At 68.1% G+C, this 11,891-nt stretch carries 11 protein-coding genes; 10 read left to right on the forward strand and 1 reads right to left on the reverse strand.

What is annotated here, in order from left to right; genetic code table 11:
• Window positions 1-187 precede the first annotated feature (187 nt).
• Both HUU96_RS04470 and HUU96_RS04475 read left to right on the forward strand, forming a co-directional pair.
• Window positions 188-1,819 (forward strand): CTP synthase, encoded by a 1,632-nt coding sequence (locus HUU96_RS04470; protein WP_174291655.1) that lies wholly within the window; start codon window positions 188-190, stop codon window positions 1,817-1,819.
• A gap of 67 nt (window positions 1,820-1,886) precedes the next feature.
• Complete coding sequence (locus HUU96_RS04475; protein ID WP_174291656.1) at window positions 1,887-2,348, forward strand: hypothetical protein; 462 nt, start codon at window positions 1,887-1,889, stop codon at window positions 2,346-2,348.
• Between the two features lie 68 nt (window positions 2,349-2,416).
• Here the strand turns inward: HUU96_RS04475 and HUU96_RS04480 are convergent, their stop codons facing one another.
• Window positions 2,417-2,905, reverse strand: a complete 489-nt coding sequence (locus HUU96_RS04480) for an Hsp20 family protein (RefSeq protein ID WP_174291657.1) — start codon at window positions 2,903-2,905, stop codon at window positions 2,417-2,419.
• Between the two features lie 503 nt (window positions 2,906-3,408).
• Here HUU96_RS04480 and HUU96_RS04485 point away from each other — a divergent pair.
• From HUU96_RS04485 to HUU96_RS04520, 8 genes are all read left to right on the forward strand, one after another.
• Window positions 3,409-4,659: a lipoprotein-releasing ABC transporter permease subunit gene (locus HUU96_RS04485; protein WP_174291665.1), complete on the forward strand. Its 1,251-nt coding sequence runs from the start codon at window positions 3,409-3,411 to the stop codon at window positions 4,657-4,659.
• The gene (locus HUU96_RS04490) at window positions 4,652-5,326 is read left to right on the forward strand and encodes an ABC transporter ATP-binding protein (RefSeq protein WP_174291658.1); all 675 of its coding nucleotides are present in this window, start codon (window positions 4,652-4,654) and stop codon (window positions 5,324-5,326) included. Before HUU96_RS04485 ends, HUU96_RS04490 begins: the two co-directional genes overlap by 8 nt.
• Complete coding sequence (locus HUU96_RS04495) at window positions 5,323-6,210, forward strand: hypothetical protein (protein WP_174291659.1); 888 nt, start codon at window positions 5,323-5,325, stop codon at window positions 6,208-6,210. The genes HUU96_RS04490 and HUU96_RS04495 overlap by 4 nt, the downstream gene beginning before the upstream one ends.
• Complete coding sequence (locus tag HUU96_RS04500) at window positions 6,207-6,794, forward strand: GNAT family N-acetyltransferase (protein WP_254604988.1); 588 nt, start codon at window positions 6,207-6,209, stop codon at window positions 6,792-6,794. The genes HUU96_RS04495 and HUU96_RS04500 overlap by 4 nt, the downstream gene beginning before the upstream one ends.
• A complete protein-coding gene (locus tag HUU96_RS04505) occupies window positions 6,791-7,267 on the forward strand; it encodes a glutathione peroxidase (RefSeq protein WP_174291661.1) in 477 nt (158 codons plus the stop codon). Before HUU96_RS04500 ends, HUU96_RS04505 begins: the two co-directional genes overlap by 4 nt.
• Window positions 7,268-7,362: 95 nt before the next feature.
• Window positions 7,363-9,297 carry a 2-oxoacid:acceptor oxidoreductase subunit alpha gene (locus tag HUU96_RS04510; RefSeq protein ID WP_174291662.1) on the forward strand — a complete coding sequence of 645 codons (1,935 nt, stop codon included), beginning with the start codon at window positions 7,363-7,365 and terminating at the stop codon, window positions 9,295-9,297.
• Between the two features lie 67 nt (window positions 9,298-9,364).
• The gene (locus tag HUU96_RS04515; RefSeq protein WP_174291663.1) at window positions 9,365-10,402 is read left to right on the forward strand and encodes a 2-oxoacid:ferredoxin oxidoreductase subunit beta; all 1,038 of its coding nucleotides are present in this window, start codon (window positions 9,365-9,367) and stop codon (window positions 10,400-10,402) included.
• A gap of 14 nt (window positions 10,403-10,416) precedes the next feature.
• Window positions 10,417-11,778 carry a cryptochrome/photolyase family protein gene (locus HUU96_RS04520; RefSeq protein WP_174291664.1) on the forward strand — a complete coding sequence of 454 codons (1,362 nt, stop codon included), beginning with the start codon at window positions 10,417-10,419 and terminating at the stop codon, window positions 11,776-11,778.
• Window positions 11,779-11,891 lie beyond the last annotated feature (113 nt).

Consider the following 11,891-nt stretch of genomic DNA (forward strand, 5'->3'; position numbering starts at 1 on the left):
CGGTCAACGGCGACCCGCTCGCCGGTGCCGCCCAGAACGCCGCCGCGGCGCAGGCTCCGCTGCGCGCTCCGGCGAGCAACAGCGCGGTCCCGCTCGCCAACTGATCGGCCGCGGCGTCTGCAAATCGGCCGGCGGATGACGCGGGCGCTTGCCGGCTGACGGCTTCCTTCGCTACACGGTACATCCCATGGCGCGGTTCATTTTCATAACCGGCGGCGTGGTGTCGTCGCTTGGCAAGGGCCTGATGGCCGCCTCCCTGGCAGCGTTGCTGCAGGCGCGCGGCTATCGGGTGCGGATCAGGAAGTTCGATCCGTACCTCAACGTCGACCCGGGCACGATGAGCCCGTACCAGCATGGCGAAGTCTACGTCACCGACGACGGGGCCGAGACCGACCTCGACCTCGGCCATTACGAGCGCTTCACCGGCGTGCCCTCGCGGCAGAGCGACAACATCACCTCCGGCCGCATCTATCAGCAGATCATCCAGCGCGAGCGGCGCGGCGACTATCTGGGCGCGACGGTGCAGGTCATCCCCCACGTCACCGACGCGATCAAGGCGTTCGCGGTGGCGCAGACCGACGATGTCGACTTCGTGCTGTGCGAGATCGGCGGCACCGTCGGCGACATCGAATCGCTGCCCTTCATCGAGGCGATCCGCCAGTTGAAGAACGACCTCGGCCGTGCGCAGTCGATCAGCATCCATGTCACGTTGGTGCCGTACATCTCGGCGGCGGGGGAGTTGAAGACCAAGCCGACCCAGCACTCCGTGCGCGAGCTGGCCGCGCTCGGCGTCCAGCCCGACGTGCTGGTCTGCCGCTGCGAGAAGCCGCTGCCGGCCGGCGAGCGTGCCAAGATCGCGCTGTTCTGCAACGTTCCCGCCAGCGCCGTCATCCCCGCGCTCGACGCCCGGAGCATCTACGCGGTGCCGCTGCAATATCACGCCGAGGGGCTCGATTCGGAGGTGCTGCGCGCCTTCGGGCTGGAGGTGGCGGACAAGCCCGACCTCGGTCGCTGGAGCGAGATCGTCGAGCGGCTGACCAACCCCGAAGGCGAGGTGACGGTCGGCGTCGTCGGCAAATATGTCGGGCTGCAGGACGCCTACAAGTCGCTCAACGAGGCGCTGGTCCATGGCGGCATCGCCAATCGGGTGAAGGTCAACATCCGCTGGATCGACGCGGAGATCTTCGAGGGGGAGGGCGACGTCACCGCCGAGCTGGAGCCGTGCCACGCCATCCTCGTCCCCGGCGCGTTCGGGGAACGCGGCGCGGAAGGCAAGATCGCCTCCGTCCGCTTCGCGCGCAAGCGGCGCGTACCCTATTTCGGCATCTGCTTTGGGATGCAGATGGCCTGTGTCGAGGGCGCGCGCGATCTCGCCGGCATCGCCGCCGCCTCCTCGACCGAGTTCGGGCCGACCGAGGAGCCGGTGGTCGGCCTGATCACCGAATGGATGGGCCGCGACGGGCTGGAGCAGCGCGAGGCGCAGGGCGACATGGGCGGCACGATGCGGCTTGGGGCCTATGCCGCGCGGCTTGACGGCAATTCGGTGGTGGCCTCGATCTATGGCGGCACCGACATCTCCGAGCGCCACCGCCACCGCTACGAGGTCAACACCAACTATCAGGCGGCGCTGGAGCGGGGCGGGCTGGTGTTCAGCGGTATGTCGCCCGACGGCACCCTGCCCGAGATTGTCGAGCGGCCCGACCACCCCTGGTTCGTCGGCGTGCAATTCCACCCGGAGCTGAAGAGCAAACCGTTCGAGCCGCACCCGCTGTTCGCGAGCTTCATCGCCGCGGCGGTGAAGCAGTCGCGGCTGGTGTAGCGGCGGTGGCGAAACGTTAACCGCCTCTGCCTAGACCTGCCTGCGGACCGGGCGGAAGGGCGGCGGCATGACGAGCGATACGACGCAGGGCGGATGGCCGATCTCGATCGCCATCTTCGTGTTTCTGTTCGTCATGTCGATCATCCTGTCGCTCATGGGCGCGTTGGCCGGGATGCAGACGACGACGTTCGGCTTTGCGCTTGCTTCGGATGCCGCACACACGCTGGCGATGCGCATCCTGGGGGTTCGCCTGTTCGGCGTTGGTTTCGCGGCGACGCTGCTGCTGATGGTGGCGCTCGGCCGGTCGAAGGCGGCACGAGGCGCGCTCATCACGCGCTGGCTGCTGGGCTTGTGCACCAGCACCGCGGTGCTGCGCGGGGCCGGGTTGATGATGCCGGCCGCGGGCAACGGCCCGGCGCTGGTCGTCGCTTCGGTGTTCCAGCTGGCGATGGAAGGCGTAGCGATCGCGATCCTGTTCAGCGACGACGCGGCAACCTGGTTCGAACCCAGGCCGAACTGGCTCTCGTGACATGAAGAAGGCACCCGGATCGCCAGATCCGGATGCCTTCCGTTCGACGCTGGACCAGCGCCAGCGGCTTACGCCGCCTTGGCCTCGTCCACCGGTGCGGTCTCGACGGCGGCCAGCGGCGCGCCGGTCTTGATCGCGATGCTCTTGGGCTTCATCGCTTCGGGCACTTCGCGGACCAGGTCGATCACCAGCAGGCCGTCGTTCAGCCGCGCGTCCTCGACGAAGACGAAGTCGGCCAGCTCAAACCGCCGCTCGAAGCTGCGGTTGGCGATGCCCAGATGTAGGAAGGCGGCGTTGGCCTGTGCCTTCTCGTCCTTGCGGCCGGTGACGAGCAGCAGGTTCTGCTGCGCGGTGATCTCGATCTCGTCGCGCGAGAAGCCGGCCACCGCGAGCGTGATGCGATATCGATCCTCGGCGAGGCGCTCCAGGTTGAAGGGGGGATAGTTCTCGGACCCCGCGCCGCGCGCGTTGGTCTCGAGCATGTCGAACAACCGGTCGAAACCGATGGTCGAACGGCGATAGGGGGTCAGGTCGAGTCGCATATCAAAGCCTCTCATGAGCGAGTTGACGGTGGTCGAGCATCCGGACGTCCGCGATGCTCATGCGGCCAGCCAAGCTGCGCCGCACGAACGATATCTGGGATGCAGGCGTGCGGCTTCAAGAGGGCCAGATCGGCCATGCTTCGTTCAGCGAAATGGTGTATTATCGCTGTTGGAGGGGGGCCGGGCGGCGGCTCGCGATCCGGAAGCTCCCGGTCGCCGCCCGGCACCGTTGCGCAGACGGTGCCGCAACGGCAAACGCCCGGACCGTTGCCGATCCGGGCGCCTGCGTGACGATCGCTCGTCAGCCCCCTTGGCCGCCCCGGCCGCGCGTGTTCGCTGCGGCGTTGCGGTAATCCCCGAACCACGGCCTTGCCTGTGTGTCAGTGGTATCCTGCTAGGAGCGGCCGGCGCGCTTGTCATCGCCGATCTGGCGGCATCGCTGCGAATGCCCCGCGGCTGTGATGATTCCGCAACATACGTTGCGCCGGCTGTGCCCGGACCGTAGAGCCCGGCGCATGGTGATCCTGTCGCGCTACGAACGGATGATCGCCCGCCGCTATCTGCTGCCGGGCAAGGGCGAAGCGTTCATCTTCCTGGTCGCGTCGATCAGCCTGGTCGCGGTGATGCTGGGCGTCGCCGCGCTGGTGATCGTGATGAGCGTCATGAACGGCTTTCGCGCGGAGCTGTTCGACAAGATCGTCGGGCTGAACGGCCATGCCGTGGTGCAGGGCGTCGGCGGCCGGCTGCCCGACTGGCAGGACGTGCTGAAACAGGCGCGGGCGACGCCTGGGATCACCAGCGCGCTGCCGTTGATCGACCAGCCGCTGATGACGAGCTATAACGGCCGCGTCGAGGCGATCCTGGTGCGCGGAATGCGGGCCGAGGACATCCGCAGCAATCCGACGATCAACAAGAAGGTGCTGGCCGGCAGCATGGCCACAGTCACGCCCGGATCGGGCAGGGTGGCGATCGGCGCGCGGCTCGCCGAGGAGCTGGGGGCCGATGTCGGCAGCCAGATCTCGCTGATCAGCCCTCAGGGGCAGACGACGCCGTTCGGCACGGTGCCGCGCATCGTCAGCTATACCGTCGGCGCGATCTTCGAGATCGGCGTCTATGACTACGACAAGGCCTATGTCGTGATGCCGCTGCGGGACGCGCAGAGCCTGCTGCTGATGGGCGACACGGTCGGCATGATCGAGGTGCAGACCGTCGACGCAGACCGGGTTGGCCCAATCCTCGCGCCGTTGGCCAAGGCGACGCGCGGCGACGCGGTGGTGACCGACTGGCGGCAGATGAACGCGCAGCTGTTCGAGGCGCTGGCTGTGGAGCGGGTGGCGATGTTCACCGTCCTGTCGATCATCATCCTGGTCGCGGTGTTCAACATCCTTTCGTCGCTGATCATGCTGGTCCGCGCCAAGACCCGCGACATCGCCATCCTGCGCACCATGGGTGCCACGCGTGGCGGGCTGATGCGCATCTTCATGGTGGTCGGCACCACGATCGGCGCGCTGGGCACCGTCGCGGGGCTGATCCTCGGGGCGATCTTCCTGTTCTACCGGCAGGGCGTGGTGAACTTCGTCCAGCTCGTGACCGGGCAGAATCTGTGGGACCCGTCGATCCGCTACCTGACCGAGCTGCCCAGCAAGCCCGATCCGGTCGAGGTGGTGGTGATCGCGCTGATGGCGCTGGTCTTCTCGTTCCTGGCGACGCTCTACCCGGCGTGGAAGGCGGCGAGCACCGATCCGGTGCAGGTGCTGCGGTATGAATAGCCCGGTTCTCCAGACCGCTGACCTCGCGCGCAGCTTCACCCAGGGCGGGCAGACGATCGAGGTGCTGCGCGGTGTCGACCTTTCGGTGGCTCCGGGGGAGATCGTTGCGCTGCTCGGGCCGTCGGGGTCGGGCAAGTCGACCCTGCTCCAGGCGGTGGGGCTGCTCGAAGGCGGCTTTCAGGGTTCGATCCGCATCGCCGGTACCGAGGCGGCGCAGCTTGGCGCGCACGGCCGCACGCTGGTGCGCCGCGACCAGCTCGGCTTCGTGTACCAGTTCCACCACCTGCTGCCTGATTTCAGCGCCACCGAGAATGTCGTGCTGCCGCAGCTGGTGCGCGGCGCGGAGCGTGCCGCCGCCGACGAGCGGGCGCGCGACCTGCTGACGACGCTTGGCCTCGGCCACCGCCTGACCCACCGCCCCAGCCAGCTGTCGGGCGGCGAGCAGCAGCGCGTCGCCGTCGCTCGTGCGCTCGCCAATCGGCCGGCGCTGGTGCTGGCCGACGAGCCGACCGGCAACCTCGACGAGCACACGGCCGACATCGTTTTCGCCGAGTTCCTGCGGCTGGTCCGCGGCGAGGGAACGGCCGCCCTGGTCGCCACCCACAACGAGCGGCTGGCGGCGCGGATGGACCGGGTGCTGCGGCTGCATGAGGGGAGGCTGGCGTGATCGGACTGATGGCGATGGCGCTGGCGGTGGCCGGCCCGCTGGAGAAATGCGAGCTGCCGTCGGGTTGGGAGGAGGTCGACAAGCGCCGGACCGCCTATGTCGTGTTCGGCGAGGTTCACGGCACCGCCGAGGCCCCGGCACTGGTCGGCGATGTCGCCTGTGGTCTCGCCTTCCGCGGCGATCGGCTGCTCGTCGCGATCGAGCAGCAGGCGAGCGACGACGCGGCGTTGCAGGCGGCCTGGGCGCTTCCCGACGAGCGGTTCGCCGCCGCCCTGGTGCGCACAGGCTGGGCAGGGCGCAAGGACGGTGTCGCCAGCCGGGCGATGTTCGAGCTGCTGGTGCGGCTTCATCGCCTGCGGACCGGCGGCCGGCCGATTGACGTCGTCGCGTTCAACGGTGCGCGCGATCCGGCGCAGGCGGCGCGGTTTGCGGCCCTGCCGGGACAGGGGCCGCACGAGGCCGAGCAGGCGGAGAATATCCGCCTGGCCGATAGCGGCCGCCATGATGATGTGCTGGTGCTGACCGGCAATCTCCACGCTCGCAAGCAGCCGGTGACGCGCGGCGGCGTGACGTTCGAGCCGATGGCGATGCGATTGGCAGCGGCCGGCGCGGTGACCACGCTGAACATGGCCGATGCGGGCGGCACCATGTGGAACTGCCTGATGAAGCCCGGTGTCGAGGTTCCGGCAGGGCAGGGCATCCCCAAAGACGCCATCGAATGCGGCGCTCATCCGACGCGCGGGTCGGCCGATCTGAGCCGTCCGGCCTATATCGGGCTAGGTGCCGCGCCTGGCGAGAATCGTGATCCGGCCTTTGACGGCTTCTTATGGGTCGGGCGGACGACCGCATCGCCGCCCGCCGTAACGACACCGCCAGGCCGGTGAGCTGGCGCGCCGTCCCGACGCTGGCGGGCTGTCACGTCACGCTGCGACCGCTGGTGTCCGACGACAAGGCCGCGCTGGTCGCAGCGGCGTCGGCGGACGGGCTGTGGAACCTGTTCTACGCCAGCGTCGCGCAGATGAAGGATGCCGAAGCCTTCATGGCGCGCGCCTTTGCCGATCAGGAAGCGGGGCGGGCCCTGGTGTTCGCCGTCCTCGACGCGAACGGCGAGGTTTGCGGCACCACCAAGTTCATGCGGATGAACGAGGCGCATCGCCGGCTGGAGATCGGCGGCACCTTCTACGCGACCCGTGTCCAGCGCAGCGGCGTCAACACCGAGGCGAAGCTGCTGCTGCTCACCCATGCCTTCGAGACGCTCGGCTGCCAATGCGTACAACTGCGCACCGACAGACTTAATCGCCGCTCGCAGGCAGCGATCGAGCGGCTCGGCGCGACCCGCGACGGGGTGCTGCGCGGGCACCAGATCGTCGACGGGCGATTGCGCGACTCGGTGGTCTATTCGATCCTCGACCGCGAATGGCCGGGGGTGCGCCAGAACCTCACATATCTGCTCGCGAGGCACGCATGACGATCACCGATCTTACCGTCCGCACCGCCGATGGCGCGACCACCGGCCTCGGCCAATGGCGTGGTCAGGTGCTGCTGATCGTCAATACCGCGTCGAAATGCGGCTTCACCCCGCAATATGACGGGCTGGAGGCACTCCACCGCCGCTTTGGCAGCCGCGGCTTCGAGGTGCTCGGCTTCCCCTGCAACCAGTTCGGCGCGCAGGAGCCGGGCGACGCCGCCGAGATCGCCAGCTTCTGTTCGCTGACCTACGACGTCACCTTTCCGGTGTTCGCCAAGATCGACGTCAACGGCGCGGCCGCCGATCCCCTGTTCGAGCGGCTGAAGGCCGAAGCGCCGGGGCTGCTCGGCAGCAAGGCGATCAAATGGAACTTCACCAAGTTCCTGGTCGATCGCGCCGGCAAGGCGGTCGGCCGCTATGCACCGACCACCAAGCCGGAAGCGATCGCGGCGGACATCGAGGCGTTGCTCTAGCCCAAGCTGCACTTGCGCGCGGCATCAGCATAACCGCTTGCCCCATCGCGGGCCGCGGACCTAGAGGACGGCAACGATACCCGTCAGGATAGTTCATGGCCTCCGCCGTCCACGAGATCACGCCCGCCGAGGCGTCGGCGCACCCCAACCCGGAGTCGATCGTCGTCCGCTTCGCCGGCGACAGCGGCGACGGGATGCAGCTGACCGGCGGCCAGTTCACCCTGTCAACTGCGCTGGCCGGCAACGACCTGGCGACCTTCCCCGACTTTCCGGCCGAGATCCGCGCGCCGCAAGGGACGCTGTTCGGGGTCAGCGCGTTCCAGATCAACTTCGGCTCGACCGAGGTCGAGACCGCCGGCGACCAGCCCGACGTGCTGATCGCGATGAACCCCGCCGGGCTGAAAGTGAACGTCGACGCGCTGAAGCCCGGCGGCCTCATCATCGCCGATGAGGGCGAGTTCGGCCAGCGCAACCTCGACAAGGCGAAATACGCCGCCAACCCGCTGACCGACGGCAGCCTCGCCAAGTGGCAATTGCTGTCGTTCAACATATCGCAGCTTACCCTCGACGCGGTCAAGCCGTTCGGCCTCGGCAACAAGGAGGCGCTGCGCTGCAAGAACATGTGGACGCTGGGGCTGGCGCTCTGGATGTTCGATCGCGACCGCCAGCCGATCGTCGACTGGCTCAAGGCCAAGTTCGCCAAGACACCGACACTGGCCGAGGCCAACATCGCCGCGCTCAACGCCGGCCATGCCTATGGCGAGACGGCGGAGCTGGCCGGGCCGCTCAAGCAGCATCACGTCGCCGCGGCACCGGTCGAGGCGGGGCTGTACCGCACCGTCACCGGCGCGGAGGCGATCAGCCTTGGCCTCGTCGCCGGCACGCATCTGGCCGACCTGCCGATGTTCTTCGGCGGCTATCCGATCACGCCAGCCTCGGCGATCCTCCACCATCTGTCGCGGCTGAAGGAATATGGCGTCACCACCTTCCAGGCGGAGGACGAGATCGCCGCGATCGCCAGCGCGATCGGGGCCAGCTATGCGGGGCAGCTGGGCGTCACCTCGTCGTCCGGCCCCGGCATCGCCCTGAAGGGGGAGGCGATCGGGCTGGCGATCATGACCGAGCTGCCGCTGGTGATCGTCAATTCGCAGCGCGGCGGACCCTCGACCGGGCTGCCGACCAAGACCGAGCAGTCCGACCTGTATCAGGCGGTGTATGGCCGTAACGGCGACGCACCGATGCCGGTGCTGGCGGCGCGTTCGGCCAGCGATTGCTTCGAGGTGGCGATCGAGGCGGTGCGGATCGCAACGCAATATATGACGCCGGTAATGCTGCTGACCGACGGCTATATCGCCAATGCTGCCGAGCCGTGGAAAGTGCCCGATGTCAGTGGCTTGCAGCCGTTTCCTGTGCGTCACTTGGAGGAAGTGCCGGAAGGCGGCTTTCAGCCCTATGCACGTGACGAGAAGCTGGCGCGGCCCTGGGTCAAGCCGGGGACGCCGGGGCTGCTCCACCGCATCGGCGGCATCGAGAAGGCGCAGGGGACCGGCAACATCGACTATTCACCGTCCAACCATCAGGCGATGACCGAGTTTCGCCGCGACAAGGTGGCCGGGATCGCAGTGCCCGACCAGCAGGTCGAGTTGGGCGAGACCAGCGGCACGCTCGCGGTGGTTGGCTGGGGCTCGACCTTCGGCCCGATTCATCAAGCGGTGCGACGGGCGAGGAAGCGCGGCGCGGACGTCCACCACATCCACATCCGCCACATCTGGCCGATGCCGGCGAACCTGGGCGCGTTGTTAAGGGGTTACGAGCACATACTCGTACCGGAAATGAACACCGGCCAGCTCAAGACGGTGCTGCGTGACCAGTTTCTCGTCGATGCCAAGCCGCTGAACAAGGTGTCGGGCCAGCCGTTCCGGATCAGCGAGATCGAGGCCGCGATCGCAGACTATTGCGGCACCGGCGGCGAGACGCTGGTCGAGGCCGACCGTACCGAGCTGCCCTCGATCGAGGCGGTGAACCCGTGATGGTCGCGCGCGCGTTCGCGATTAGGTGTGACTTTTGTGACTTTAGCCTGCGGGCAGGACCACGACCATGAACGACATGACCCCGATCGTCCCCTTCGTCAGCAAGCCTAAGGATTGGGAGACCGACCAGGAGGTGCGCTGGTGCCCCGGCTGCGGCGACTATGCGATCCTGAAGGCGGTGCAGCGGACCATGCCGGAACTCGGCGCGCGGCCGGAGAACACGGTGTTCGTGTCCGGCATCGGCTGTTCGTCGCGCTTTCCCTATTACATGGAGACCTATGGCTTCCACACCATCCACGGCCGGGCGCCGGCGGTGGCAACGGGGGTGAAGCTCGCCAATCCCGAGCTCGACGTGTGGATCATCACCGGTGACGGTGACGCGCTGAGCATCGGCGGCAACCACACCATGCACTTGCTCAGGCGCAACCTGAACTGCCAGTTTCTCCTGTTCAACAACGAGATCTACGGCCTGACCAAGGGGCAATATTCGCCCACTTCGCGGGTCGGCACGCGCAGTCCGTCGACGCCGCTCGGCTCGGTCGACCGCCCAGCCAACCCCTGCGCCTTCGCGCTCGGCAGCGGCGCGCGCTTCGTGGCGCGGGCGATCGACGTCAACAAGAACCTCGTGGGCGTGCTCAAGGCCGCCTACGCGCATCAGGGTGCGGCGTTCGTCGAAATCTTCCAGAACTGCATCGTCTATAATGACGACGTGTTCGCGCCCTTCACCGACAAGAAGGCGGGGGCTGACGCCAACCAATTGTGGGTCGAGCATGGCAAGCCGCTGGTCTTCGCCGGCGGCACCAAGGGGCTGGCGCTCGATGCGACGACGCTGACGCTGAAGGTGGTGGACGTGGCGGATGACGACGTGTCGGGACTGGTGGTTCATGACGTCACCAATCGCGGACTGGCGCATATGCTGGTCGAGATGCCGTTCGGCGCTTTTCCGATGGCGCTGGGCATCCTCTACGACGACCCCGCCCCTACCTTCGACAGCGCGGTGATCGAACAGAACGCTCGTGCCAGCGTGGGCAAGAAGCCCGACCTGCAGAAGCTGGTGAGCCAGGGCCAGACCTGGATGGTCGACAAGCAACCCCACGCGCTTTGAGGGATTGAGACGGGATGCCTGATCCCGTCCTCCTGTGGCTGCGCCGCGACCTGCGGCTCCACGACCAGCCGGCGCTGATCGCCGCCGCCGCCGAGGGCGCGGTGATCCCGGTCTATGTCCTCGACGACGAGGGGCCGGGCGAGTGGCGGATTGGCGGCGCGCAGCGCTGGTGGCTGCACCATAGCCTGACCGCGCTCGGCAAGGCGCTGGCGGACAAGGGCAGCCGCTTGATCCTGCGCCGTGGCCCGGCTGCCAAGGTGCTCCGCGACCTCCTCGCGGAGACGGGCGCGAGTCGCGTCCACGCGCTGCGCCACTATGAGCCATGGTGGCGCGCCGCCGAGGCGGAGCTGGGCGACGCACTGTGCCTCCATGACGGCAATCAGCTCGCCCGGATTGAGAAGGTGACGACCGGCTCCGGTGCGCCGTTCCGCGTCTATTCCTCGTTCTGGAAGGCGTTGCAGGCGCACCTGCCCCCCGCCGATCCCGAGCCGGTGCCTCGCCACATCGCCGCGCCCGATCGCTGGCCGGCGAGCGACACGCTAACTGATTGGGGCCTGTTGCCAAAGCGCGACTGGTCCGACGCCTTCGCCGACAGCTGGACCACCGGCGAGGACGAGGCGCTCGTCAAGGCCAAGGCGTTCGCGCGCCGGGTCGACGCGTATGAGGCGCACCGTAACCTGCCGGCGGAGGAGGGCACCTCGCGCCTGTCGCCGCACCTCCACCATGGCGAGATCTCCGCGCGGGCGCTGTGGCATTCGGTCGACGGCCAGCCCGACGCGGAGAAGTTCCGCAAGGAGCTGGCGTGGCGCGACTTCACCTCGGGCGTGACGCTGGCGCTGCCCCGCTATGGCGACGACAATGGCCGCCCAGCCTATGACCGGCTGCGCTGGCGGACCGGCAAGGAGGCGGACGCCGACCGCAAGGCCTGGGAGCAGGGGCGCACCGGCTATCCCATCGTCGACGCCGGGATGCGCCAGCTGTGGACGACCGGCTGGATGCACAACCGGCTGCGGATGATCACCGCCAGCTTCCTCACCAAGCACCTCTTGATCGACTGGCGCGCGGGCGAGCGCTGGTTCTGGGACTGCCTGGTCGACGCGGACTACGGCAACAACAGCGTCAATTGGCAATGGGTGGCGGGCACCGGCGTCGATGCCAACATGTTCAGCCGGATCATGGCCCCCTTGTCGCAGTCGGAGAAGTTCGACGCTGGCGACTATATCCGCCGCTGGGTGCCCGAGCTGGCCGGGGTGCCGGACCCGGCGATCCACGATCCCGAGGAGGCAGGCTGTCGCCCGGCGGCCTACCCCGCCAAGATCGTCGGCCATCGCGAGGGGCGCGAGCGGGCGCTGGCGGCGGCGAAGGCGATGCGCTGACCGCTTTCCTACGCCGCGCCGGCGGTGCATGGGCCGCGGCGATGCCTTCTCCTTCCCCTCGCGCCGGCCCGATCGCGCGCCTGGTCGCCGCGCCGTTCCACCGCCTGCTGGAT

It is taken from the genome of Sphingomonas bacterium, from assembly GCF_903644135.1.
Taxonomy (GTDB): Bacteria; Pseudomonadota; Alphaproteobacteria; order Sphingomonadales; family Sphingomonadaceae; genus Sphingomonas.

Bases quoted from the DNA above. Each gene is read 5' to 3' on its own strand.
- HUU96_RS04470 (WP_174291655.1), top strand. From the start codon at position 188: ATGGCGCGGTTCATTTTCATAACCGGCGGCGTGGTGTCGTCGCTTGGC.
- HUU96_RS04475 (WP_174291656.1), top strand. From the start codon at position 1,887: ATGACGAGCGATACGACGCAGGGCGGATGGCCGATCTCGATCGCCATC.
- HUU96_RS04480 (WP_174291657.1), bottom strand. From the start codon at position 2,905: ATGAGAGGCTTTGATATGCGACTCGACCTGACCCCCTATCGCCGTTCG.
- HUU96_RS04490 (WP_174291658.1), top strand. From the start codon at position 4,652: ATGAATAGCCCGGTTCTCCAGACCGCTGACCTCGCGCGCAGCTTCACC.
- HUU96_RS04505 (WP_174291661.1), top strand. From the start codon at position 6,791: ATGACGATCACCGATCTTACCGTCCGCACCGCCGATGGCGCGACCACC.
- HUU96_RS04510 (WP_174291662.1), top strand. From the start codon at position 7,363: ATGGCCTCCGCCGTCCACGAGATCACGCCCGCCGAGGCGTCGGCGCAC.
- HUU96_RS04515 (WP_174291663.1), top strand. From the start codon at position 9,365: ATGAACGACATGACCCCGATCGTCCCCTTCGTCAGCAAGCCTAAGGAT.
- HUU96_RS04520 (WP_174291664.1), top strand. From the start codon at position 10,417: ATGCCTGATCCCGTCCTCCTGTGGCTGCGCCGCGACCTGCGGCTCCAC.